General features: G+C 65.6%; 22 protein-coding genes. 10 read left to right on the top strand and 12 right to left on the bottom strand.

Annotation, left to right across the window (positions count from 1 at the left end; genetic code table 11):
- Nucleotides 1–83: 83 nt before the first annotated feature.
- A complete protein-coding gene (locus tag AVZ66_RS07260; protein WP_058983215.1) occupies nucleotides 84–1,262 on the top strand; it encodes a tRNA sulfurtransferase in 1,179 nt (392 codons plus the stop codon).
- A complete protein-coding gene (locus AVZ66_RS07255) occupies nucleotides 1,259–1,711 on the top strand; it encodes a DUF5804 family protein (RefSeq protein WP_058983213.1) in 453 nt (150 codons plus the stop codon). Before AVZ66_RS07260 ends, AVZ66_RS07255 begins: the two co-directional genes overlap by 4 nt.
- On the opposite strand, the gene AVZ66_RS07250 is transcribed toward AVZ66_RS07255, so the two are convergent.
- The 3 genes from AVZ66_RS07250 to AVZ66_RS07240 form a co-directional block, all read right to left on the bottom strand.
- Nucleotides 1,712–2,710, bottom strand: coding sequence for a PLP-dependent cysteine synthase family protein (locus tag AVZ66_RS07250; protein WP_058983211.1), 999 nt, complete (start codon nucleotides 2,708–2,710; stop codon nucleotides 1,712–1,714). It abuts the gene before it with no gap.
- A 73-nt stretch (nucleotides 2,711–2,783) separates the two neighbouring features.
- On the bottom strand, nucleotides 2,784–4,208 hold the full coding sequence (locus AVZ66_RS07245) for a hypothetical protein (protein WP_058983209.1): 1,425 nt from the start codon (nucleotides 4,206–4,208) through the stop codon (nucleotides 2,784–2,786).
- Nucleotides 4,208–4,951 (bottom strand): ABC transporter ATP-binding protein, encoded by a 744-nt coding sequence (locus AVZ66_RS07240; RefSeq protein WP_058983207.1) that lies wholly within the window; start codon nucleotides 4,949–4,951, stop codon nucleotides 4,208–4,210. The genes AVZ66_RS07245 and AVZ66_RS07240 overlap by 1 nt, the downstream gene beginning before the upstream one ends.
- Nucleotides 4,952–5,325: 374 nt before the next feature.
- Between AVZ66_RS07240 and AVZ66_RS07235 the strand changes: the two genes are divergently transcribed.
- Nucleotides 5,326–5,688, top strand: coding sequence for a thioredoxin family protein (locus tag AVZ66_RS07235; RefSeq protein WP_058983205.1), 363 nt, complete (start codon nucleotides 5,326–5,328; stop codon nucleotides 5,686–5,688).
- Nucleotides 5,689–5,704: 16 nt separating this feature from the next.
- On the opposite strand, the gene AVZ66_RS07230 is transcribed toward AVZ66_RS07235, so the two are convergent.
- A complete protein-coding gene (locus AVZ66_RS07230) occupies nucleotides 5,705–6,673 on the bottom strand; it encodes an arsenic resistance protein (RefSeq protein WP_058983203.1) in 969 nt (322 codons plus the stop codon).
- Nucleotides 6,673–8,907, bottom strand: coding sequence for a thioredoxin domain-containing protein (locus AVZ66_RS07225; RefSeq protein ID WP_058983201.1), 2,235 nt, complete (start codon nucleotides 8,905–8,907; stop codon nucleotides 6,673–6,675). The genes AVZ66_RS07230 and AVZ66_RS07225 overlap by 1 nt, the downstream gene beginning before the upstream one ends.
- 123 nt (nucleotides 8,908–9,030) lie before the next feature.
- Here AVZ66_RS07225 and purD point away from each other — a divergent pair, with 123 nt between their 5' ends.
- From purD to AVZ66_RS07210, 3 genes are read left to right on the top strand one after another with little or no spacing between them, the layout of a single operon-like run.
- A complete protein-coding gene (purD, locus tag AVZ66_RS07220) occupies nucleotides 9,031–10,317 on the top strand; it encodes a phosphoribosylamine--glycine ligase (protein WP_058983199.1) in 1,287 nt (428 codons plus the stop codon).
- A 60-nt stretch (nucleotides 10,318–10,377) separates the two neighbouring features.
- A complete protein-coding gene (locus AVZ66_RS07215; RefSeq protein WP_058983197.1) occupies nucleotides 10,378–10,833 on the top strand; it encodes a ferritin-like domain-containing protein in 456 nt (151 codons plus the stop codon).
- A gap of 45 nt (nucleotides 10,834–10,878) precedes the next feature.
- Entirely contained in the window at nucleotides 10,879–11,073 is a 195-nt protein-coding gene (locus tag AVZ66_RS07210) for a XapX domain-containing protein (protein ID WP_058983194.1), read from the top strand.
- A 39-nt stretch (nucleotides 11,074–11,112) separates the two neighbouring features.
- Here the strand turns inward: AVZ66_RS07210 and AVZ66_RS07205 are convergent, their stop codons facing one another.
- The 5 genes from AVZ66_RS07205 to AVZ66_RS07185 all read right to left on the bottom strand — a co-directional run bounded on the left by AVZ66_RS07205 (nucleotide 11,113) and on the right by AVZ66_RS07185 (nucleotide 15,773).
- Nucleotides 11,113–12,945 (bottom strand): FAD-binding protein, encoded by a 1,833-nt coding sequence (locus tag AVZ66_RS07205; protein ID WP_058983193.1) that lies wholly within the window; start codon nucleotides 12,943–12,945, stop codon nucleotides 11,113–11,115.
- A gap of 1 nt (nucleotide 12,946) precedes the next feature.
- On the bottom strand, nucleotides 12,947–13,816 hold the full coding sequence (locus AVZ66_RS07200) for a succinate dehydrogenase/fumarate reductase iron-sulfur subunit (RefSeq protein WP_058983191.1): 870 nt from the start codon (nucleotides 13,814–13,816) through the stop codon (nucleotides 12,947–12,949).
- A 1-nt stretch (nucleotide 13,817) separates the two neighbouring features.
- Nucleotides 13,818–14,180, bottom strand: coding sequence for a succinate dehydrogenase hydrophobic membrane anchor subunit (locus AVZ66_RS07195; RefSeq protein WP_058983189.1), 363 nt, complete (start codon nucleotides 14,178–14,180; stop codon nucleotides 13,818–13,820).
- A 1-nt stretch (nucleotide 14,181) separates the two neighbouring features.
- A complete protein-coding gene (gene sdhC / locus AVZ66_RS07190) occupies nucleotides 14,182–14,574 on the bottom strand; it encodes a succinate dehydrogenase, cytochrome b556 subunit (protein WP_058983187.1) in 393 nt (130 codons plus the stop codon).
- 182 nt (nucleotides 14,575–14,756) lie between these two features.
- The gene (locus tag AVZ66_RS07185) at nucleotides 14,757–15,773 is read right to left on the bottom strand and encodes a succinylglutamate desuccinylase/aspartoacylase family protein (RefSeq protein ID WP_058983185.1); all 1,017 of its coding nucleotides are present in this window, start codon (nucleotides 15,771–15,773) and stop codon (nucleotides 14,757–14,759) included.
- A gap of 82 nt (nucleotides 15,774–15,855) precedes the next feature.
- Between AVZ66_RS07185 and AVZ66_RS07180 the strand changes: the two genes are divergently transcribed.
- Nucleotides 15,856–17,172, top strand: coding sequence for a RimK/LysX family protein (locus AVZ66_RS07180; protein WP_058983181.1), 1,317 nt, complete (start codon nucleotides 15,856–15,858; stop codon nucleotides 17,170–17,172).
- An 85-nt stretch (nucleotides 17,173–17,257) separates the two neighbouring features.
- Complete coding sequence (locus tag AVZ66_RS07175; protein ID WP_058983179.1) at nucleotides 17,258–18,346, top strand: putative sulfate/molybdate transporter; 1,089 nt, start codon at nucleotides 17,258–17,260, stop codon at nucleotides 18,344–18,346.
- On the opposite strand, the gene AVZ66_RS07170 is transcribed toward AVZ66_RS07175, so the two are convergent.
- On the bottom strand, nucleotides 18,347–18,925 hold the full coding sequence (locus tag AVZ66_RS07170; RefSeq protein WP_058983177.1) for a DNA-3-methyladenine glycosylase: 579 nt from the start codon (nucleotides 18,923–18,925) through the stop codon (nucleotides 18,347–18,349).
- A gap of 83 nt (nucleotides 18,926–19,008) precedes the next feature.
- Between AVZ66_RS07170 and AVZ66_RS16200 the strand changes: the two genes are divergently transcribed.
- Complete coding sequence (locus tag AVZ66_RS16200; RefSeq protein ID WP_157575628.1) at nucleotides 19,009–19,986, top strand: hypothetical protein; 978 nt, start codon at nucleotides 19,009–19,011, stop codon at nucleotides 19,984–19,986.
- A gap of 338 nt (nucleotides 19,987–20,324) precedes the next feature.
- Nucleotides 20,325–22,313 carry a DUF262 domain-containing protein gene (locus AVZ66_RS15685; RefSeq protein ID WP_082678805.1) on the top strand — a complete coding sequence of 663 codons (1,989 nt, stop codon included), beginning with the start codon at nucleotides 20,325–20,327 and terminating at the stop codon, nucleotides 22,311–22,313.
- 27 nt (nucleotides 22,314–22,340) lie between these two features.
- Here the strand turns inward: AVZ66_RS15685 and AVZ66_RS07155 are convergent, their stop codons facing one another.
- On the bottom strand, nucleotides 22,341–22,766 hold the full coding sequence (locus AVZ66_RS07155; RefSeq protein WP_157575627.1) for a hypothetical protein: 426 nt from the start codon (nucleotides 22,764–22,766) through the stop codon (nucleotides 22,341–22,343).
- Nucleotides 22,767–22,914: the final 148 nt, after the last annotated feature.

Genomic DNA, 22,914 nt, shown 5'->3' with positions numbered 1-22,914 from the left:
GGAGCTACGCCCACCCCGGTCTGCGAGTGTTCTGCCCGCCGGCAGGCGATAGGTGTTTACTGCCGGGTCGGCTTCCCTCTACCATGTTACCGCCCGGTGCGGACGCCGTCGTCGTCAGGCACGGCGACATCGGCGTGAAGTCGAGTTCGGTGCAGTCCGACATGGAGCGCCGACTCCGCGAGAACCTCCAAGCCGTCCTCGACGACCGCGACGTCGACGCGACGGTCGACCGCGAGTGGGGTCGGCTGCTCGTCCGGACGCCCGACCCCGACGCCGCCGCGGACGCCGCCGCGGACACGTTCGGCGTTGTCTCCGCGAGTCCCGCGCTCTCCGTTCCCGCGGAGATGCGTTCGATTCGCGGCGCGCTCGCACTCACCGCCCGCGAGTGCTACGACGGCGGCGCGTACGCCGTCGACGCCCGCCGCGCCGGCGACCACGACTTCGGGAGTCACGACGTCAACCGCGAGGGCGGCGACGCCGTCTGGCACGCCGTCGAACAGGACCTCCGCCCGGAGGTCGACCTCGACGACCCCGACATCACGTTCTTCGTGGAAGTCCGCGAGGAGGAGGCGTTCGTCTTCGTCGAGAAGCGCGACGGCCCCGGCGGGATGCCGCTGGGCAGTCAGAAGCCGGTCGTCGCGCTCGTCTCCGGCGGCATCGACTCGCCGGTTGCGGCGTGGGCGGCGATGAAGCGCGGGTCCCCAATTGTGCCGCTGTACCTGGACCTCGGGCCGTACGGCGGCCCCGACCACCGCGCTCGCGCCGAGGAGACGGCGCGCCGGCTATCGGCGTTCGCACCGAACTTCGACATGCGACTCCGGGTCGCGCCCGCTGGCGACGCGGTGCGGCGCCTCGGCGAACAGGTCGGCCGCACGCGCATGCTCTCGTACCGCCGGTTCATGTACCGGGTCGCCGAACGCGTCGCCGAACAGGTCGGCGCCGTCGGCGTCGTCACCGGCGAGTCGCTCGGACAGAAGTCCAGTCAGACCGCCGCGAACTTCGCGGTCGTCGACCGCGCCAGCGACCTCCCGGTCCACCGGCCGCTGTTCTCGCTGGACAAACAGGAGATCATCGCTCGCGCCCGCGAGATCGGGACCTATCGCGACTCCACGCTGGACGTGGGCTGCGAGCGCCTCGCGCCGAACCAGCCGCTGACGGCCGCGTCGATGGAGAGCGTCCGCAAAGACGAACCCGACGACCTCTTCGAGTGGGCGCGCGAGGCCGCCGACGGCGTCGAAGTCTCCGGGGGGATGCCGGCGTGACGCGGGTCTGTATCGTCGGCAGTGACGACGTCGACCTCCGTGCGGACCTGTTCGCGTACGAAACGGCGCGGCGGGCGCTGGCGACCTACGACGTTCGGTCGCCCTACGAGAACGCGGTCGCCGTCGACACCGTGAGCCTCGGCGCCGCGGTGTCGCTGTTGAACGACCTGAACTGGTATCTCGTCCGTCTCGCGGACGCCGCGTTCGTCCTCGAACCGTCGGTCAGCGACGACGAGTGGCTCTCTCGTGACCTCGCGGCCGCGGTCCGCGACGGCGAGGTCCGCGCGCCGGAGACGGACGCGCGACTGAAAGTCTACGGCGTCGAGGACGGCGAACTCGTCGAGCCGATGTACGTCACGCGCGTGCAGGGCGAGCGCCCCGAGTACGACCTCCGTGACGTCGACGAGACGGTCGTCGTGCGCGTGACAGAAGCAGAGTTCGAAGCGTAGTCAGGCGTCGAAGACGCCCGCAGAGAGGTAGCGTTCGCCGGAGTCAGGGAACACCGTGACCACGAGCGGGCAGTCGTCGTACTCGCTGCCGCCGTCCGCGAGCGCGTCCTCGTCGAGGCCGGCGTCCGCGAGGTCCGCAGCGTCGAACGCGGACTCCGGGCAGTTCAGACCGGGTTCGGCGATGCGGTCGGCGACGCGCTCGGCGGCGACGTAGGCGGCGCCGCTGGACTGCCCGACGAGGATACCTTGGTCGCTGGCGAGCCGGCGGGAGGCCGCCTCGGCGTCCTCGACCGGGACGGACTCGACGCTGTCGATGAGGTCGAGGTCGAGGATGTCGCTGACGAAGCTCGGGCCCATCCCCTGGAAGTCGTCGTCGCGGGGGTCGCCGGCCGACAGCACGGGATTGGACTCGGGTTCGACCGCGACGACCTCCATGTCGGGGTACTCCTCCTTGAGCCGGGTCGCGGTGCCCGTGATGGTGCCGCCGGTCCCGACGCCGGCGACGAACGCGTCGATCTCGCGGCCCTCCACTTGGTCGATGATTTCCTCCGCGGTCGTCCGGTAGTGCGCGCGCGGGTTCGCTGGGTTCTCGAACTGGGCGACGCGGAACCCGCCGTCCTCGGCGGCGATGCGGTCGGCGCGCTCGTTGGCGGTCTCCATGTTGCCGTCGACGAGTTCGAGGTCGGCGCCGTACGCGCGGAGGAGGCGCCGGCGCTCCTCGCTCATCGACGCCGGCATCACGATGGTGAGGTCGTAGCCGCGCGCGGCGGCGACGACGGCGAGGCCGATGCCCGTGTTCCCGCTGGTGGCCTCCACGAGCCGGTCGCCCGGCGAGACGTGTCCCTCCCGCTCGGCGGCCAGCACCATCTCTCGCGCCGGTCGGTCTTTCGCCGACCCGCCGGGGTTGAACGCCTCGAGCTTCGCCGCGACGGTCGCGCCCTCGGGAGCGGGGACGCGGACCAGCGGCGACCCGATTGCTTCGAGGATGCTGTCCTTCATTGGTCACGTCTAGGCAGTCCCCCACTAAACGTGTGACGGGCATCGACAGTCCTCGCCGCCTTCGACACTCGGGCTAGCCGGCTGCGTAGACGGCCGCCCAGCGCGGTCCCGCGCGTTCGGAGAGCGCCGCGCCGGCAGCGGCGAGGACCGCGCTCGCGGCGACGAGCGCGCCGGCGTACGTCAGTGGAAGCCCACCGGACGCAGCGGCGAACGCGGCGAGCAACACCGGCACGACGGGGACGGCGACGCCCGCGGTGAACATCGCGAACCGCCGGGCGTCGAAGAGGAACTCGTTCGGGTCGAGGCCCGCGAGCGCGACCGTCACCCCGAACAGATACACCGAGAGGCCGCCGAGCAGTGACAGTCCGACGACGGCGTCGACCAGCGCCACGTCGTACCACACGAGGACGACGACGTACGCGGCTATCGCGGTGGGGAGTCCGGTGAGCAGGAACGCCGTGCGTTTCGCTCGGAACACCGCGGGCACGGACACCGGCAGCGCGAGGTACTCCTCGATGCTGTCGAACTGGGTGAGCCAGTTGTACGTCGTGAACGCGCTCAGCGAGAGAATAGTCCCGAAGAAGACGCCGGGCGTCGGCGCGACACCGACGATGCGCTCGACGACGCCGACGAGGAACGCGGCGAGCGCGAGCAGAATCGCCGCGGAGACGACGGGCTTGAGGAGTCCGCCGCTGGATCGCGCGAGGTCCAGCAGCGTGCGCGCGACCAGTCCGCGCTCGTCGCGGATGGCGTCCGCGAGCGGCCCGAACTGGTTCCGCCGCGTCTCGGCGGGGTCGCGGTGCGTCGGGACGTAGACGGCCAGTGCGGCGGCTCCGGCGGCGAGCGCGGCGACGAGCAGCACGAGCGCGTGGGCGACGCCGGTGGCGGCGACGGCGTTCCACGCGGCTACCGTGTTCCCGGTCGTCCAGACCGCTGCGGCGCCGCCCGCGACGACGACGCCGAGTGCCCGCGACGGGATGCCGCGCGTGCGGGCCGCGATGGCCGCGAACGTCGTGACCATTCCGACAGCGAACACCGCGAGCAGCGACACCCACAGCGACGCGACGGCCGCTGGCGCGAGCGCGCCCGTCACCGCCAGTGGGATGAAGCCGACGCAGACCGGCAGCAGGAACAGCACCGCGTAGTAGCCGGCGTCCTTCAGGAGGAACACGCCGAGCAGCCGACGCCGCGAGAGCGGCAGGTAGCCCGCTGTCGACAGCAGGACTTCGGTTTCCCCGAGCGCGCGCTCCAGCAGGTCGTCGCCCACGAGTCCTGCGGTCCCCGTGTAGAGGCCGAACGCGAGCACGAGGACGCGTGCGCCGTCCGCGATTGCGGCCGCGTCCGTGCCGGTGAACCCGAGTGCGGCGACCGTGGCCGCGCTCGCAACTGCGACGAAGAGGGGGAGCGCGCCGAAGTGCTGGCCGCCGAACAGCGCCGCGTGCAGGCGGTGTTCCTCGCGAACCATCGCACGGAACACCAGCCACGTCTTCGACGCCATCAGTCGCCCCCGCTGGCCGGTGTGTCCCGCGGGTCGGCGCCCTCGACGGCGTCGAGGAACGTGTCCAGCAGCCCCGGCGCTGTTTCCGCGACCGCTCGCTCGGCGACGACGCGACCGTTCGTCACGATGCCGACGCGCGAGCAGACATCCTCGGCGACGTCGATGTTGTGCGTCGAGAGGAACACCGCGTTGCCGGCCGCGGCGTACGACCGGAGGTAGCGCTTGACCTGCTCCTGGACGATGGGGTCGAGGTTCGCGAGCGGTTCGTCGATGACCACCACGTCTGGCTCGTGGACGAACACCTGCGTCAGCATCACTTTCTGCTGTTGGCCCCGGGAGAGGTCAGCGCACAGCGTGTCGAGTTTCGCCGCGAACCCGAGGCGCTCGCTCCACTCGTCGACGCGGTCCGCGAGCACGTCGTCGTCGAGGCCGCGCACCCGTCCGACGAACTCGAAGAATTCCGCGGGCGTGAGGAAACTCGGCGGCGACTGCTGCTCGGGGAGGATGCCGACCCAGCGACGAGTCTCGACGGGGTCGCTGGCGGGGTCGGTGCCGAGCACATCCACTTGGCCGCTGTCCGGCCGGAGCTGTCCGGTCAGCATCTCGATGGTCGTCGTCTTCCCGGCGCCGTTCGGCCCGAGGAAGCCGTACACCTCCCCGCGGTCGACCGCGAGGTCGAGTCCGTCCACTGCCCGCACGTCCCCGTAGGCCTTCCGCAGGGAGTCGGCCTCGATGACACTCATTACGGCGGACTGCGTCGGGCTCGTAAATGAGTCTGTGGGGCCGTCGCCATGGGTGTTCAAATGAGTATTCGTCTGAACCCCGGTTTAGCCGGTGAATCAGTAGATATCCTGGTGGATTGAAAGGGCGAGGCGGTCTCGGCGAACCCCGACGAAGCAAGCACGCGAGCACAGCGAGCGCGCGCAGCGAGTCGCGGGAGTCTCGTGAGTGAAACGAACGAGACCTCGGGAGACGAGCATAGCGAGTCTCCCGCTGGCCGAGAACGTCGAGGGCTTTCAAAACACAACGTCGTCTCCGCTCGTCTCGTCTGCTCATCTGATTACTGCTCGTCGCCGCGAGCGCGAGCCTTTTGCACGCGCCACGCCAACCACTCCCCATGAGTCTGAGCACGATGGAGCCGAACCCGGCGTGGGACGCGGACTCCTACCCGGAGGTCGTAGCGGCGTTCGAGAACCTCGGTGACGACGTGACGGTTCACGTCTGGGGCGCCGACTGGTGTGGCGACTGCCGCGGCCAACTCCCGGACTTCGCCGCCGCGCTCGAAGCCGCGGGCGTCGAGAACGTCGAACAGTACCCCGTCGAACGCGAGGACGGCGAGAAGTACGGGCCGAAAGTCGAGGAGTACGGCATCGAACTCATCCCGACAATCATCATCGAGCGCGACGGCGAGGAACTCGCGCGCTTCGTCGAGGAGGAGAGCGTCTCGCCCGCGGTCTACCTCGCCGAACAGCTCCAGTAGCTGTCTTTCTCCGAATTCATCGCTCCGGCACGAGGTACGCCGGCACGACGCGCGTGAGCGCGACCATCCCGCAGAGTTCGACGAGCGTCTGCGTCACGACGACGGCGGGCGCGAGCGCGTACTCGGCGGGGAGCGCGAGCGCGAGCGGCAACACGACCAGCGAGTTCCGCGTGACCGACGTGAACACGAGCGCGCGGCTCGCCCCCGTGTCCACGTCGAGGCGGCGCCCGGCGGCGCTGGCGAGCAGCGGCATCGCGACGAGGAACGCGACGTAGACGGGGACGACGCTGGCGACGCGGCCGAGCGCATCCTGCACGCGCGGCAACTGGGAGGCAATCACGACGAACAGCGTCGCGGCCATCGCGGGCACCGGCAGCCACTCCACGGCATCCTGCCACTCGCGAGCGCGCTCGGAGTGTTCCGCGCGGCGCTCGGTGAGGTACGCGGCCGTCAGCGGCACCGCGATGAGGTACGCGAACGCTTCCACGAACGGCCGGGCGTCGACGACGGCCGCGGCCTGCGGGCCGACGAACAGCCAGAGGTACGCGGGCAACAGGAGGAGTTGGACGACCATCAGCGCGGGCGTCGTCGCGGTCACCTGTTCGGCGTCCCCGCCCGCGAGCTCCGTGAACGGGACCACGTAGTCGATGCACGGCGTCAGCAACACGAGCAGCGCGCCCACCAACACCACGGGGTCCGAGGCGAGGGGGCGCGTGAGCGCGAACGCGACGACGGGGACGACGAGGAAGTTCATCGCGAGCGCCGCGCCGAGATAGCGCGCGTTCCGGAACGCCGCGCGGATGCGCACGAACGGGATTTCGAGGAACGTCGCGTACAACAGCACGGCGAGCACGGGGTTCACGAGCGCTTCGAGCGCTGTCTGCGTGCTCGGCTGCACGAGTGCAACCACGACCGCGAGCGCCACCGCGACGGCGTACACCGCGACCTGATTGTGCTGGAGCCACCGCTTCGAGGGACGACCCATTACGACGCGTCGGCGGTGACGCGGAACTCCGCGAGCCACTCCGTGATTTCTCCGGTCGTCGTCACGGGCGGCGAGCACGCGCGCCGGCAGACGTACGCCGCCGGTTCGCCGTCGACGGCGCCGCGCTGCGCCCAAATCGGCGGCGCCGACGACAGTTCGAGGTCGTCCAGCCACGCCTCGACTCCGGCCTCGGTCGGCGGCCGAACACTCAGCAGGCGATGCGGGAGGTACGCCCCACCGACGGATTCACGCCACTCCTCGGGGAGCGCGTCCGCGGCGACTGTGACCTCCAGTAGGCCGTTGGCGTGCGTGTCGGCGGCGAGCGCGAGCGTCGCGTGGCTCGTCGGCGTGGTCTCGGCGCGGCCGCCGTACCGTTCGAGCATCGCGCCCGCGGCGTCGCCGTAGCCCGCGTCGGGATCGAAGGCGTCCAGCGCGAGCAGGGCTTCGGCGGCCACGCCGACCGGGGACGGCGTCGGGCCGTCGGCCACGTCCTGCGAGCGCACGCCCACGTCCTCGACTGACTCGGGCGTCTCGTAGAGCGCGCCCGTCTCCGCGTCGTAGCACTCCGCGAGCAGCGCGTCCGCGAGGTCGAGCGCGAATCCGAGGTGGTCGCGGTCGCCGGTCGCCTCGTAGGTCGCGAGCGCGCCCGCGGCGAGGTACGCGTAGTCCTCGGCGTAGCCCACGCCGGCGACGTCGCCGTCGATGACGCGCCGGGAGAGCCGCTCGCCGTCCCACAGCGTCTCCCGGACGTACTCGATTGCGTCGGCCGCGCGCTCGGCGTACGCGTCGTCGAGCGCGAGCCCCGCCTCCGCGTACGCCGACGCCATCAGGCCGTTCCAGCCTGCCAGCACCTTCTCGTCCCGAGCGGGCCGCGGGCGGTCCTCGCGAGCCACGCGCAAGCGCTCCTCTGCGGCGTCGAGCGCGCTCGCGACCTCGGCCTCGGAGCGTTCGAACTCCTCCGCGAGTTCGGACAGTGACGCGGACACCGTGAGCACCGTCTGCCCGTCCTCGAAGTTCCCCGCGGCGTCGACGCCGTAGCGCGCGCAGAAGAGGTCCGCGAGGAAGCCCTCGGACTCGTCGGCGGACGCTTCGTCGGCGTAGTCGCTCACGGCTTCTCGGACGTCTCCGGGCGTCCACACGTAGAACGCGCCCTCCTCGTGGTCGCCGTCCGGTCGTTCCTCAGTACGTTCGTCACGACCGGACGAGCCCGCGGCTTCGCCGCGGACGCCCTCGGGGTTCTCGGGCGGCGCGCTGCGGGCGTCCAGCGTCGCGTAGAAGCCGCCGTCGGAGTGACCGAGTTCGCGGTCCACGAACGCCAGCGTCTCCTCGACCACGTCGGCGTAGCGCTGGTCGCCGAACAGCCGGTAGCCGTCGACGTACAGGTCCGCGAGCGCCGCTTGGTCGTACAGCATCTTCTCGAAGTGCGGGACCGTCCAGTCGGCGTCCGTGCAGTAGCGGTGGAAGCCGCCGCCGAGGTGGTCGAAGAGGCCGCCGTCGGCCATCGAGTCGAGGACGTGCTGGGCCGCGTCGCCGTACCGAGTGTCCGCTGCCGACTCTCGATCGTGCGCGCGCAGGAGCGCGTCGACGCGCCCGGCCTGTGGGAACTTCGGTGCGCGCCCGAACCCGCCGTGGTCGTGGTCGAACGCCCGCAGCAGGTCGTCCGCGGCGGGGAGCAGCGGACTCTCGCCGACGGCGTCGATTGGGTCCGGGAGGGATTCGAGTTCGCCGCGCGCTGTGCTCATCCACTGGTCGGCGCGCTCTTCGAGTTCCTCGCGGTTCTCGCTCCACTCCTCGCTGACGCGCTCGGTCAGTGGGAGGAATCCGGGTTGGTTGCCCTTCGCGTGCTTCGGGAAGTACGTGCCCACGTAGAACGGCTCCTTCTCGGGCGTGAGGAACGCCGACAGCGGCCAGCCACCGCCGCCGCGGACGGCCTGACAGACAGTCATGTACAGCGAGTCGACGTCCGGGCGCTCCTCGCGGTCGACCTTGATGGGGACGAAGTGCTCGTTCAGGACCTCGGCGACCTCCGGGTCCGAGAACGACTCCTCCTCCATGACGTGGCACCAGTGGCACGCCGAGTAGCCGATGGAGAGGAAGATGGGGACGTCGCGCTCGCGCGCGGCCTCGAACGCCTGCTCGTCCCACGGCTGCCAGTTGACGGGGTTGTCGGCGTGCTGGCGGAGGTACGGGCTCGCGGTCTCGTCGAGCCGGTTCCGCGCGGTCGGGTCGGTCATACCCCACCGAGGGCGCGCCGGCGGGTAAACCCCATCCTCGCGGCACGCCGAGATACACGAACGCGTACAACGAGCCGGACGAGTAGGGGAAGATTTACACTTGCTTGCTCACTCTCATCGGACATGACCGAACGAGTCCTGCTGGTCGGCGGCGGCGGCCGCGAGCACGCCATCGCGGACGAACTTGCCGACGACTGCGAGCTGTACGCCGCCGCGGGCAACCGGAACCCGGGCATCGCCGAACCCGCCGACGGCTTCCGCGAACTCGACACCGAAGACCCCGACGCCGTCGTCGACTACGCGCTCGACGTGGACGCGACGCTGGCCGTCGTCGGCCCGGAGGGGCCGCTGGCCGCGGGCGTCGTGGACGCCCTCGACGACGAGGACGTCTACGCGTTCGGCCCGAAGCAGGCCGACGCGCGCATCGAGACGGACAAGACGTTCCAGCGGGAGTTCATGGCCGACCACGACGTGCCCGGGCAGGCCGGCTTCGAGACGTTCGACGACCCGGACGCGGCCGCCGACTACGTCGAGAGCGTCGACCACCACGTCGCGGTCAAGCCCGCCGGACTCACGGGCGGGAAGGGCGTCCGCGTCACCGGCGACCAAGTGTCGAAGGCCGAGGCCGCCGAGTACGTGCGCAACGCCGGCCACGAACAGTGGGTCGTCGAGGAGCGCCTCGTCGGCGAGGAAGTCACGGTGCAGGCGTTCGTCGCGAACGGCGACGTCCGCCCCACGCCGGTCGCCCACGACCACGGCCGCGCCCTGGAAGGCGACGAGGGCGCGAACACGGGCGGCATGGGTAGCTACACCGGCCCGGACTGGACGCTCCCGTTCGTGACGGCGGACGAGTACGAGGCCTGCGTCGACACGCTCGAAGCGGTCGTCGACGGCCTCCCGAAGTACCGCGGCGTCCTCTACGGCCAGTTCATGCTCACCAGCGACGGCCCGAAGGTCGTGGAGTTCAACGCGCGCTTCGGCGACCCGGAGGCGCTGAACACGCTCCCGACGATGGAGACGCCGCTCATAGACGTGCTCACGGCGGCCCGCGACGACGACCCGCTCCCGGACCCCGAGTTCGCGGACGTCGCGACCGTCTGCAAGTACGTCGTCCCCGAGGGCTACCCGACTGACCCCGAGGGCGGCGTGCGCGTCACCGCCGACGCTTCCGACCTCGACGACGCCAAGCTGTTCTACGCGAGCGTCGACGCGCGCGACGACGGCATCTACACGACGACCTCGCGGTCGTACGCCGTCGTCGGGTTCGGTTCCTCGATTCCCGACGCGGAAGCCGAGGCCAGCGCCGCGCTCGGCGACCTCCCCGAGGGGCTGCGCGTGCGCCGCGACATCGGCACGGAGGAACTCCTGCAGGCGCGCATCGATCACGTGAACGCCGTCCACGACGAGTAGCCTCCGACGCGCCGCGAACCGCCACCTGGTTCTTTAACACCTCGCCGCGTAGTCCCCGGTATGACGAGCGAAGAAGTCACGCGACTGCTACGGAAGGCGTACGGCGACGAAATCGAGACGGTCATGAACTACATGACGAACTCCATCGTTCTCGACGGCGTGCGCGCCGAGGAGATCAAGGAGTCCCTCCAGACGGACATCCAGGAGGAGCTGGGGCACGCCGAACAGCTCGGCGAACGCCTCAAACAGCTCGACGAACAGCCGCCCGCGTCCGCCGAATTCGAAGCCCACCAGCACTCCCTCCAGCCCCCGAAGGACACCACCGACGTCCTGTCGGTCATCGACGGCGTGCTCGACGCCGAGGAAGACGCCATCGACACGTACCGCGACCTCATCAACGCCGCCGAGGACGCCGACGACCCTGTCACGGAGGACCTCGCGGTGACGATTCTCGCCGACGAGGAAGCCCACCGCACGGAGTTCCGGGGCTACCGCAAGGAGTACCGCTCGGACTAATCGGTTCCGCGCTCCTTTTGCCGCCGCCGACGCGTAGCTACGGCCATGAACGTCGCTTTCGTCGCCGCCGCCACGCTGACTGGACTCCTCGTCGGCGTCCTGTTCGCGTCCCTCCGCATCCCGATTCCGGCGCCGCCGTCGCTGGCGGGCGTCATGGGCATCGTCGGCATCTGGCTCGGCTACCGACTCGTCAAACACTTCGGGTTCGGCTTCGACCTGCTGGACGCGCTCGGGGTGTAAATCGCGTCGTCGCCGAAACGAGAACAGAAAGCGGCGCCGTCAGTACGACCGGACTTTCGGCTCGTAGGTCTGCTCGGCGCCTTCGAGGATGACCGGCCGGTACCAGAGTTCCGGCTGGCCGTCGTTCCACGAGACGAGCGTGTGCTTGAGGTACTCGTCGTCCTTGCGTTCCTGGTGTTCTTTCCGCCAGTGGGCGCCCCGGAACTCGTCGCGGGCGAGCGCGCCCATCGTGATGGCTTCCGCGACGTCCAGCAGGTTCCGCGTCTCGATGGTGTGCTGGAGGTCGGTGTTGAACGTCCGGGACTTGTCCGCGACGTAGACGTCCTGATAGCGCTCGCGGGCGTCCTGAATGTCACGGAGCGCCTGCTTCAGGCCGCCTTCCTCCCGGAACACGTTGACGTTCTCCGTCATCGACTCCTGGAGGTCCGCGCGCACGTCGGCGTGGTTGACGCCGTCCTCGCGCTCGAGCAGCGTCTCGATGCGCTCGCGCTCCTCCTCGGCGGTCGTCTCGACGACGGCCTTCGGGTCGCTGTCGGGGTTCTCGACGGCGCCGCCGTCCGCGGCGGCCTCCGTCGCGCCGGGTTCGCCGACGGGCACGCCGATGTCCTCGCGCTCGGCGTCCGGGTCGGGACCGGTCTGAATCTTCGGCTCGGGCATGTCGGCGCCCGCTGCGTGGCTGCCGGCGCGCGCACCGAACACGAGCAGCTCGGGGAGCGCGTTGCCGCCGAGGCGGTTGCCGCCGTGGAGGCTCACGCACGCGCACTCGCCGGCGGCGTAGAGGCCGTCGATGCACGTCTCGCCGTGCTCGTTGACCTCGATGCCGCCCATCGCGTAGTGCTGGCCTGGCTTGACCGGCATCGGCTCCTCGAGGCCGTCGACGCCCTCGAAGTCGCGCGCGAGGTGGAGGATGTTCTCCAAGCGGTCGGTGATGCGCTCCTCGCCGAGGTGGCGCATGTCGAGGTAGACGTACTCGTCGTCGACGCCGCGCCCCTCCTGCACTTCGGTGAGTTCGGCGCGCGCGACGACGTCGCGGGAGGCGAGTTCGCCGTCGTTGGTCGCGTACCCGTACTCGAACATGAAGCGTTCGCCCTCGGAGTTGTAGAGGATGCCGCCCTCCCCGCGGACGCCCTCGCTGATGAGCACACCAGTCGAGGGGAGCGTCGTCGGGTGGAACTGAATCATCTCCATGTCCTCCATCGGCACGCCAGCGCGGTACGCGATGGCGACGCCGTCCCCAGTGTTGGCGACGGCGTTGGTCGTGTGGTCGAACGCCTGCCCGAGACCACCCGTTGCGAGAATCACGCCGTCGTTGGCGCGGAAGCCCGCGATTTCGCCGCTCTGAACGTCCCACGCGACGACGCCGTGGCAGTCGCGCTCGTTGGGGTCGTCCTCGTCGGTGACCGCGACCTGGCTGACGTACCACTCGTCGTACACCTCGATGCCTCGTTTGACCACTTGCTCGTACAGCGTGTGGAGCATGTGGTGGCCGGTCTCGGCGCCCGCGTACGTCGTCCGCGGGAACGAGAGGCCGCCGAACGGCCGCTGGCTGACCGTGCCGTCCTCCTCGCGGGAGAACGGCATCCCCCAGTGTTCGAGTTGGATGACTTCCTCGGGTGCGTCCTGCGCGAACGTGTCGACTGCCGGGGCGTCGCCGAGGTAGTCCGACCCCTTCATCGTGTCGTACGCGTGGTCCTGCCACGAGTCGCCCTCCTGCAGGGCGGCGTTGATGCCACCCTCGGCGGCACCCGTGTGCGAACGCACCGGGTGGAGTTTCGTGACAATCGCTACGTCTGCGCCTTGCTCGTCTGCGGCGATTGCGGCGCGTAGTCCCGCGCCACCGCCGCCGACTACGATTACGTCGTGCTCGTACATGTTACCAGAATTTGAGGTTCTGCTTGACGGCCTCGCGCTTCAACTCTTGGATGTGCTCGGTCAGCGGGATGTCCTTCGGACAGACGTTCGTACACGAGAACTGGGTCTGACAGCGCCAGACGCCGTGCTCGGCCTCGATGATTTCGAGGCGCTCTTGGCGCTTGTTCTCGCCCTCGCGCTCGTCCATGTAGAAGCGGTAGGCCTTGTTGATGGCCGCCGGGCCGAGGTACTTGTTGTCGCCCGCGGCGATGTTACACGAGGACATGCACGCGCCACACCAGATACACCGCGTGGAGAGCTTGACCTTCTCGCGGTTCTCGCGGTCCTGTCGCTGCTCTTCGAGTTCGTCGTCGGGCGTCTCGTCGGGGTCGAAGAACGGGTCGACGGACTCCATCTGGTCGTAGAAGTGGTCCATCTCCACGACGAGGTCCTTGACGACTTCCTGATGCGGGAGCGGTTCGACCCGGACGGGACCTTCGAGGTCCGCGATCTGGGTCTGACAGCCGAGTCGCTGGCTGCCGTTGACGAAGAACGCGTCCGACCCACAGACCGCCTGCCGGCAGGAGTGCCGGAAGGTGAGACTGGAGTCGTACTCGTCGCGCGCGTAGATGAGCGCGTCGAGGACGGTCATCCCCTTCTCGAAGGGCACGGTGAAGGAGTCGAACCGCGGCTCCTCTTTGCCCTCGATTTCGGGGTCGTAGCGGAACACCTTCAGTTCGACCGTCTCGCCCTGAATCTCGTCGGCGGCGGCCGCTTCGTCGGCGTCGCGTTGCTCCTTGCGCGCTTGCTTCTCGGCCATCCGCCGCTCCTGTGGCGACGTGGACGAGGGCTGTTCCGTCTCCGAGTCGGTGTCGGGTGTCTGCGTACTCATGTTAGAATCCCGCGAGCGTGTTTGCGACGCGAATCCCCTGCACGACGAGCAACAGCGCCGCGGCGCCGAGGACGACCTGTGCGATGCGCTTCTGAGCGCCGTCGATGCCCTGGTTGACCAGCGCGTTGTAGACGCCGTTGACGCCGTGGAACGTCGCGGTCAGCAGGAACAGAATCATCGTCACGAAGTAGCCGATGTTCTGCATGCGCGCCTGACTGCCCGCGAACTCGATCTCGTAGGCGTGGTGGACGAAGTGGAGGTTGAAGAAGTGGAACGCCAACACGACGACGAGGAACGCCGCCGTGATGCGCTGCAGTAGCCACGCCGTCGAACCCGAACTGAACGAGGAGTATCGTTGTGCCATCTTAGAATGCCCCCGAGACGAACGTCGGCACGCTCGCGACGACGATGACGCCGGTCAACACGAGCGACGCGTAGAAGCTCTTGTCTTGCGATTCCAGGCCGACGCCGAGGTCGACGAACAGCAGGCGGATGCCGTTCAGGATGTGGAAGACGGCGACCGCCAGCAGGCCGACTTCGAGCAACCGGACGAGCGCGAGGCTCTCCAGCCCCTGAATCGTGCTGTTGAACGTCTCGGCGCCCTGCATGGACGTGCTCAGGACGGCGATGTGGGTGAACAGGTAGCCGATGAGCACCCACCCCGTAAACTTGTGAAATACCCAGGCCCACATGCCGGCCGTGAACTCCCGCCACCGGCCGAAGTCCTCGATGAGGCCTCGGTCGTACGACTGACTCATACCATTCAGAGCGTGTGGTCCCTCCGCACATAGAAGTTACTACACGGGCGTGTCGCGCGAACCGCGACGCGGCGGGCGCGTGACACCCGCGCTCGCGGCGAGGAGAGATGCGGAGGCAGTGGCAGGCTGTGGCGGCAGTGACGCTGGCGACAGCCTCCAGAACCGGAGTGTCGGAGGAACGCCTACGACTCTGACGGCCGGGACGACGCCGCTCGCTCGTAGGCGCGCTGGGTCGCCGCGTCGAGTTCCACGAGGTGGACCAGCGGGTTCCCCGGATAGACGACGGGATTCTCCAGTTTCCCGACGAGCAACCCCGTGAACGGCGCCTCGACGGCCGCGACGTCGGTCTTGAACGGGTTCGAGATGCTGCAGATGGTGTCGCCCTCGCGGACAAGGTCACCGCGCTCGTAGTGCATGTCCACGAGGCCGCCGTCGTCCGCGCGAATCCACGTCTTCTGGTCGCTGGTGACGACGGTCCACCACGCCGGCAGGTCGACGGCCGCCGTCGGGAAGACGTCGAACCCCGCGAGCACGCTCTGGACGCCGTCGAGCGCGCGGTCGATGAGTCCTCTTTGGAACCGGTGGGCTTCCCCCATCTCGATGGTGATGGTCGGGACGCCTGCCTCGCTCGCCTCGCGGCGGAGCGTTCCCGACGACCCATCGCTGTCGATGATGACGTTCGGCCCGAACGAGCGCGCGAGTTGCACCACGTCGTCGTCGCTCATGTCCGCGCGAACGTGGAGCATATTCGTTCGGCCGCGCGTCGACGTGTGGAAGTCCAGTCCGAAGTCACACGGCTCAACGAAGTTCCGGAAAATCTGGTCGGCCATCCGCTTGGCGCTCGTGGACGTGTCGTCGCCGGGGAACGAGCGGTTGAGGTCGCGGTCGTAGACGGGGAGGTAGCGTTGCTGGGTGACGAACCCCGGGACGTTCAATACGGGCAGACAGACCAGCGTCCCGTGGAGGTTCGCGTGGGACCACTCGTGGGAGACCTCCCGAACCACTTCGATGCCGTTGAGCTCGTCGCCGTGAGAGGCCGCCGAGAGGAAGACGGTCGGACCGGGCTGCTCGCCGTTCACGATGGAGACGGGGATGCGGACGGGGTCGCCGAGGTACGTCTCGCTGATGGTGTACCGGATGTCCGCGCGCTCCCCCGGGTCCACCCGGCCGCCGTCGTACGTGAACGCCCCGTCAGTCATGGCTCGGTGTTCACGGCCGATGCATAAAACAGGGCCGTCCGCGTCGGCACCGTTTAGTCGCTGCCCCGCGACTGTCTACGGGATGGACAACTCCGTTTCTGTCGGCGTGCTCAGCCTCCACAACAGCAAGGAGACGAAGGCGATACTGAACGCGGTGGAAGCGCTGGGTCACACGGGCGTCTGGCTGCGCGAGGACAACCTCTGCGTGGACATCGCGGACAACGACTCGACGCTCGACCCGAACGTCGACGTCATCGCGAACCGACTCCTCCTCTCGAAGACCGAACAGCCCGCCGAACTGCTGGGGCTCGCGCTGTCGCTGAGCCAGCTGCGACCGATGCTGAACCGCCCGCGGAACGTGCTCACGGCGTTCCACAAGTTCGCGACGGCGACCACGATGGCGGACGGCGACGTCCGACTCCCGGACGCCACGCTCGCGCTCGACGCCGACCGGCTGAACGACGAGAAAGCCAAGTACGGCGACGAGGTCGTCTACAAGACTGCCATCGGCACGCACGGCGGCGGCACGTGGAAAATCGGCGCGGACGAGCGCGTCAACCCCCGCGTCGGCGACCGGTACGCGTTCCTCCAGGAACTCGTCGAACGGGACAGCGACCGCCACCGCGACCTCCGCGTGTACGTCGTGGACGGCGACATTATCGCGACGATGCGGCGGTACGCGCCCGACAACGACTGGCGGACCAACGTCGCGCTCGGCGGCTCCGTCGAGGGCGTCGACGACGTGCCCGAGGAGGCCGCCGAGATGGCGCTGACGGTCGCCGACACGGTCGGCCTCGACTACGCGGGCGTCGACCTCGTGGAGGGCACCGACGGCTGGTACCTCCTCGAAGTGAACCCCACTGCGGGGTTCAAGGGGCTGTTCGAGGCGACCGGCGTCAGCCCCGCGCCCTACGTCGCCAAGCTCGCCATCGAGACGGCGGGCGGCGAAGTCGACGACGAGGCGGTCGCCGAACTCGCCGAGACGCTGGACGACTCGATGCCCGACGCTGTCGCGACCGAGCCCCAGCCCGCCGCCGAGGAGTCCGCGACCATCGGCTACACGGAGGACGTGTTGGTGTCCGGAACGAGCGGCACCGAGCGGGTCGTCGCGAAGTCCGACACGGGTGCCGCGCGCACCAGCATCGACACCCGGCTCGCCGCGGAAATCGGCGCCGGCCCCATCAAGTCGATGACGAAAGTGCGCTCCGGCAGCACGAAGACCGGGAAGTCGCGACCCGTCGTCGACATCGTCGTCGGCGTCGGTGGCGACCGCCACACCGTCGCGGCGTCGCTGGAGGACCGCGGCCACATGGACTACCCGCTGTTGCTCGGCCGGGACATCCTCCAAGAGTACCAGGTCGACGTCAAGCGCCGCGTCGACGCGCCCGACGAAGAGTAACCGAAATCACTCACTCTTTCTTTCCGATAGAACGACTTCCGGGCACGCGCCAAGCTCTTGCGTGCGGCGGCCATCACCGGTGACGATGGCATTCTCGGAGCGGTTCGCCGCGCGCGCCGCGCTCGTCGAACTCCCCGGCGATATCACCGGCGCGATAGGGGATTCGGTTACGGTCGTCCCCGTCGTAGTCGCGCTCGCGGCGCTCTCGGACGTGGCGCTGGCGCCCGTGCTCGTCTGGTTCGGCGTCTTCCAGGTCGTCTGGGGAGCCCGCTACGGCGTGCCCGTGTCCGTCGAGCCGATGAAAGCGCTGGCGGCGCTGGCAATCGCGGGGTCGCTGTCCGCGAGCGGGCTCGCTGCCGCTGGACTGCTCGCCGGTGGGACGCTGCTCGTCGCGGGCGCGACCGGGACGCTCGGGCGCGTCAGTCGCTTCGTCGGTCAACCGGTCGTCCGCGGCGTCCAACTCGCGGTCGCGCTCGTCCTCTTCCGGACCGCCTTCGACCTCGCTGCGACGGACCTCGCGTTCGCCGGCGCCGCGATTGCCGTCGGCGCGCTCGTCGCCGTCGTCTCCGTTCGCGCCAGCGCGCTCGCTATCGTCGCAGTCGGAGCCGCGCTCGCGCTCGCCGAAACCGGCGGCATCTCTCCAGCGATACCCGCGTTCACGGTCGCGCTCCCGTCGCCCGCGGTCTTCCTCGACGCCGGCACCGCGCAGGCCGCAATCGGCCAGCTCGCGATGTCCGTCGGGAACGCCGCCGTCGCGACCGCGCTCCTGCTCGGCGAGTACTTCGACTCGGACGCGACCGCCGACGACCTCGCGACGAGCATGGGCGCGATGAACCTCTTGGCGGTCCCGCTGGGCGCGATTCCGATGTGCCACGGCAGCGGCGGCGTCGCCGGCAAGTACGCGTTCGGCGCGCGCACCGCCGCCGCGAACGTCGTGCTCGGCGTGCTCTACGTGCTCGCTGCCGTGTTCGCGGTCGGCGTCGTCGCGGCGTTCCCCGTCGCGATGCTCGGCGTCGTGCTCGCCGCCGTCGCCGCGCAACTCGCGCACACCAGCCTCGAAACCGACCAGTACGCGCTCACGCTCGGCGTGGGCGTCCTCGGATTGCTCGCCGGCGTCGGCGTCGCGTTCGTCGCCGGCTTGCTCGCCGACCACGCGTACCGCCGGCTCGCGTAGCTACCCCTCGTAGGCGCGCCAGACGTACAGCGACGCGTACGACCGATACGGCTGCCAGTGCCCCGCGATGTCGCGCATCTCCGCGCGCGTCGTGTCCTCGCCGTACAGCGACTGCATCCCCTTCCGGATGCCGAGGTCACCCACTGGGAAGACGTCCTCGCGGCCGAGCCCGAATATTAGCTGCATTCGGGCGGTCCATGGTCCGACGCCCTTGATTTCGGTTAGCTCGTTCATCACTTCTTCGTCGTTCATTCCGTCGAAGTATTGGCGGGAGTAGTTGTTTTCGAGGAATGCTTCTGCGATGTTATGGATGTAGGATGCTTTCTGCTGGGAGAGGCCGACGTCGTGTAGGGTGTCGGTGTCTGTTTCGAGGATTGTGGTTGGTTCAACGTCGACGGTGTTGTAGAGGCGTTCTCGTGTCGCTGCGGCGGATTCCATTGATACTTGCTGGCGGATGATGGAGACGACCATTCGTTGAAAGAGGTCGTCGGCTGGTTCGATGGTTACTGGGCCGTGTTCGTTGATGACTGGGCGGAGGTGTGGGTCGTCTTGGAGGTATTCGACGGCTTGCTCGTTCATTTGCACTGATTGAGGCGCTGTGTATTGATGAATCTGCGGTGTCGAGTAGAAGGTTTACGTGTTATCAGAGTAACATCGCATCCATGTCTGATTGGATTCCGTGGGAGAATCGAACTTCTGAACCCGAGCAGAGGATTCACGAAGGTCTGACTGAGAAGGCTGCAAGGCGTATTGCGTATTCAATAAATCAGAATGCTACGAGAGGTGAAATTGATACAGCCTATTCAGAATATCTGACTGAAACAGGTATGTCTGTGGAGTATTTTGAAACCGCTAATAGGAGACCTGCAAAGGAATCACTGGGGCGTTTTATATTAGAAGAAAGTCTTGATGATGTTCTTACTCTGGTCGAGATACTGTTGAATGAATTATGGGAGCCTTCAAATCTCAGTAGCGAGTCGCCTGACCCACAGGCACTAGTTGATCTCGATTCGAAGCTCAGGCGTATCCTCGTGGAGGAGGGTATCTTACTACGTCTTCGTCCTGATAGTGAGACTGTTGACAACTTCGCAGAGAAAATCCAAAACCACCGAAGTACAAGCGGATACGGTTCCCGTCATTCAACTGGTAAGAGACCTGTAAAGCAATTCAATCTTCATTTCGAACGACTCGCTGATGAGTCGGTAATCGAGGCGGACCAGCAAATCCGTACACTTGCGAAAGAAGAACGGTGGGCTGACGAATTAAGCACCTATGATGAAGCATGGAGCTACTATAAGAACGAAAACTTCTCGTTCATAATCGCAGAGAAACTCTACAATAGCGTAGAGGCCGTCTTACTCAAGATCTGTGTTGAGGAACGTGATTGGAATGAGGAGGGGGATGGTGTCAGTAGTTATTTAGATTCGATGAAGGACCACGGTCTATTTGATCCGAATCAGGCGATGTTCGCGGAGTGGGAGCAAATTCTGAGTGGTATTCAGATTGGGGTTCAGAGGACTGGTGGAGACAGAAAGCGCCATGGGGAGTTTGACCAAGATTACGCGCTTCTATTATTGCATCAGGTGAGTGCGTTCCTGAGCTTCGTGATTAATCGCTACGAGGACGAATACTCTAACTGAGACAGTAGTGTTTGAAAACTATTGAAATGGAGTTTATCACATCAGGAGCATTTTCCGAGTTTGTATATGCAAAAACACGCAGAGGGAAACGGAGATACTTCTATTTGTTATTACACCGGATTGCGTTTCAATAGCAGCTATTTCGTGGAGCCATTCCACAAGCGGTTTTGAATCGTGATTTCGAACTTTGGTGGTTGTATCATTCTGCTTGGTTTCCTGGAGCATCTGATCATTCGGAAGCAATAGTGGAAACTTAGGATACCCTCTCCCTATATCAACGTGATATATTTTATACCATAATACGTAACTGATAAGTGTATGTTACATAATCTCCATCCATGGACGGAAATCCAGATGACAACTTCTCGCTTTCATCAGTATTCAGCCAGTCATATTTCGAGATACCTGATTACCAGAGGGACTTCGCGTGGGAGGAGTCGAATGTTAACGACTTGCTTGACGATATTGAGTTTGTCTACGAGCAAAACAGGGATGCTGCAGACCAGGCCCAGAAGGTAGACCACTATTTTGGAACGATTGTACTTGAGGAACGCGGGTCAATTGAGCCGACTGACTTTGAGGATTACACACAGTTTGCGATAGTTGACGGCCAGCAGAGGCTTGCTACAATCACGGTCATCATTTCTGCGATTATTGAGGAAATGAAGGATATTGCGGCGAAAGCAGATGTTGGTGAGAATATGCAGTCGGATATCGAGGAACGGAGTTCAGATATCCGTTCAAAGTACGTAGAATATGAGGATTTGCCGCGACTTCAACTAGGCGGGCTTGCAGAAGATGTGTATTATGGGGCAATAATCGGTGGCCGGAATGTCGAACGGTATTCCGAAAAGTCAGATTTGGTTGAAACGGAGCGAAAAGTCCTCGCTGCAAAGAGGGTAACTAAATCTAAGCTACAGGAGTGGAAATCACAGAAATGCGACGGTGACCGTGAGCACGCGATCTATTATAAATTCCTCAAAAATATCGTCCGAATTATAACCCAGAGATTTGAGGTGAATGTGAAGGTCGTTGAAGACGTTGATGAAGCAGCCCGGATGTTCAAGGTAATAAACAACCGGGGCCGCGGCCTGCGACTGCACGATAAGGTTCGTAGCCATCTCGTTTACTGTGCTTCACAATCTAAGACTCTGGACTCCGAAAACATCTACAAGAAATTCAATAACATCGTCCAGAACGTCTCCGTACATGACGGTTTCTCCGACGCCGAAATTGACGACCTCGTGAGAATTCATTGGTCGGTATTTACTAGTGAACGATCAGACTCCCGGGCAAAGCGTCCTGGCCCATCGGAGATTCACAGACGGCTCTCCGACCTAGACGATTATGCAAGCGTTCAAAGGGACGACTTTGAGGCGTTCATTCGACCATATATAGACTCCCTAGAGCGATTCTCTGAGCGCTACCCGTATCTCACAGACAGAGATAAATTTGCAGAGAAGTATTCTGGCAACGAGTTCGGCTCGACCGATGGGCAGCTGGACGAAACTGTCCGGAAGATACAGCTGATATACCTCCACCCCGGTGTACGAAACGCGGCTGCTCCACTACTTATCACAGTTGCTGAAAAGTTTGGTGTTGATTCGCAAGAATTTGCGGATATAGTATCTGAATTAGAGCAGCTTGTCTTCGGACATAGTCTCGTGATGTCGCACGGTCCACAGGCTTATTCAAACACTCTAAAATCCGGAGCTAACGATCTATATTGGTCAGATGTAGAGGATGACGAAGTTCCAACCGTTTTCAACTCTGATGCGGACCGGTACGTTGGTCATCAGTCAAAGGAGCTTGGAGTACGAAATATCATAGAGAGAATTAGTGAGAAACGCGAACGGATAGCTCCTATTGATGATGTGGTCTCAGGATACCTTTCCGAGGAAGATGTACTAGATGGTGAATTTAGCCCAGGATGGGGCGGAATAAGGAAGACTGAGCTTGTGAAATTCATTATGTATGAATATGAGCGTTCGCTCAGAAACAAATCTGGGGTTTTGTCTCTACCCCCATACCACCAGTTCCGAGATAGGTTCCAAGTAGAACATATTGTGCCGAAACATGCTGAAGCGGGACACAAGCTTGAAAACCACAATCGGAATAAAAATAGACTCGGGAATCTTGTCGTTTTGAGTGCTGAAGAGAATAATTCGAACAATAACTCATCCTATGCTGAAAAGCAACAGAATGCATATGGTGACTCCTCACTTCAAGTTTTGCGGCAACTCAACAGCAATGAGTTCACGGAAGAAGTTATCACAGAGAGGGAAGAGAATGAACTGTTCTCGTTTATTCGTCAGCGGTGGGGGTGACTAACCGGGCGAAGCCGCCGCGGGAATCTACGCGTTTCGCTCCGCGATCAGGAACCCCGCGAGCGCGCCGACGCCGCTGTACGCGGCGGGCGAGAGGCCGTTCACGAGGTACGGCCCGATGAATCGAATGCCGAGTGCCTCCGCGAACGGCGCGCCGACGGTGATAGCCGTGAGCAGCGGGTAACTGACGACGACGGCGGCACCAGCGCCGAGGCCGACGAACGCGGCGAGTCGCGTCGGGGAGTCGCGGGCGCCCATCCGCCACGCGCCGTACAGCGGGAGGCCGGGAATCACGGCCAGCGACAGCAGCGTGGAGACCAGCGACTGGAGGACCAACTGTGTGGTCGCAGTCGTGAAGCCGCCGGTGAGCGATTCGAGGACGAACAGCCGCATCGCAGTGTGGGCCAGTCCCACGAGGAGACCGAGGGCGGCGGCGCGTTGTTGCGTGTTCACGCCCGAGCGGTTCTCGGGACGCCGACAAGTGCGTTGCGTCTGCGGCGCGGCCAGTCGGCGCTTTCGAAACTACCAGTTTCCACGTGTGTAAACCCGTGAGACGTTCACACTCGCGGATAGGGAAAGCTTCAACGGGGCTGCCGGCGGG

Origin of the sequence: Halobacterium sp. CBA1132, assembly GCF_001485535.1 — an archaeon.
Taxonomy (GTDB): domain Archaea; phylum Halobacteriota; class Halobacteria; order Halobacteriales; family Halobacteriaceae; genus Halobacterium.
The sequence above is the reverse complement of the archived record's forward strand: the minus strand, read 5'-3'. Positions and strand labels throughout refer to the sequence as shown.

What these genes read in the sequence shown, in the direction of transcription:
- AVZ66_RS07225 (WP_058983201.1), bottom strand. Translation starts at nt 8,907, where the DNA reads ATGACCGACCCGACCGCGCGGAACCGGCTCGACGAGACCGCGAGCCCG.
- AVZ66_RS07240 (WP_058983207.1), bottom strand. Translation starts at nt 4,951, where the DNA reads ATGAGTGTCATCGAGGCCGACTCCCTGCGGAAGGCCTACGGGGACGTG.
- AVZ66_RS07200 (WP_058983191.1), bottom strand. Translation starts at nt 13,816, where the DNA reads ATGAGTACGCAGACACCCGACACCGACTCGGAGACGGAACAGCCCTCG.
- AVZ66_RS15685 (WP_082678805.1), top strand. Translation starts at nt 20,325, where the DNA reads ATGGACGGAAATCCAGATGACAACTTCTCGCTTTCATCAGTATTCAGC.
- AVZ66_RS07195 (WP_058983189.1), bottom strand. Translation starts at nt 14,180, where the DNA reads ATGGCACAACGATACTCCTCGTTCAGTTCGGGTTCGACGGCGTGGCTA.
- AVZ66_RS07250 (WP_058983211.1), bottom strand. Translation starts at nt 2,710, where the DNA reads ATGAAGGACAGCATCCTCGAAGCAATCGGGTCGCCGCTGGTCCGCGTC.
- AVZ66_RS07180 (WP_058983181.1), top strand. Translation starts at nt 15,856, where the DNA reads ATGGACAACTCCGTTTCTGTCGGCGTGCTCAGCCTCCACAACAGCAAG.
- AVZ66_RS07175 (WP_058983179.1), top strand. Translation starts at nt 17,258, where the DNA reads ATGGCATTCTCGGAGCGGTTCGCCGCGCGCGCCGCGCTCGTCGAACTC.
- AVZ66_RS07185 (WP_058983185.1), bottom strand. Translation starts at nt 15,773, where the DNA reads ATGACTGACGGGGCGTTCACGTACGACGGCGGCCGGGTGGACCCGGGG.
- AVZ66_RS07245 (WP_058983209.1), bottom strand. Translation starts at nt 4,208, where the DNA reads ATGGCGTCGAAGACGTGGCTGGTGTTCCGTGCGATGGTTCGCGAGGAA.
- purD (WP_058983199.1), top strand. Translation starts at nt 9,031, where the DNA reads ATGACCGAACGAGTCCTGCTGGTCGGCGGCGGCGGCCGCGAGCACGCC.
- AVZ66_RS07260 (WP_058983215.1), top strand. Translation starts at nt 84, where the DNA reads ATGTTACCGCCCGGTGCGGACGCCGTCGTCGTCAGGCACGGCGACATC.
- AVZ66_RS07210 (WP_058983194.1), top strand. Translation starts at nt 10,879, where the DNA reads ATGAACGTCGCTTTCGTCGCCGCCGCCACGCTGACTGGACTCCTCGTC.
- AVZ66_RS07235 (WP_058983205.1), top strand. Translation starts at nt 5,326, where the DNA reads ATGAGTCTGAGCACGATGGAGCCGAACCCGGCGTGGGACGCGGACTCC.
- sdhC (WP_058983187.1), bottom strand. Translation starts at nt 14,574, where the DNA reads ATGAGTCAGTCGTACGACCGAGGCCTCATCGAGGACTTCGGCCGGTGG.
- AVZ66_RS07230 (WP_058983203.1), bottom strand. Translation starts at nt 6,673, where the DNA reads ATGGGTCGTCCCTCGAAGCGGTGGCTCCAGCACAATCAGGTCGCGGTG.
- AVZ66_RS16200 (WP_157575628.1), top strand. Translation starts at nt 19,009, where the DNA reads ATGTCTGATTGGATTCCGTGGGAGAATCGAACTTCTGAACCCGAGCAG.
- AVZ66_RS07215 (WP_058983197.1), top strand. Translation starts at nt 10,378, where the DNA reads ATGACGAGCGAAGAAGTCACGCGACTGCTACGGAAGGCGTACGGCGAC.
- AVZ66_RS07205 (WP_058983193.1), bottom strand. Translation starts at nt 12,945, where the DNA reads ATGTACGAGCACGACGTAATCGTAGTCGGCGGCGGTGGCGCGGGACTA.
- AVZ66_RS07170 (WP_058983177.1), bottom strand. Translation starts at nt 18,925, where the DNA reads ATGAACGAGCAAGCCGTCGAATACCTCCAAGACGACCCACACCTCCGC.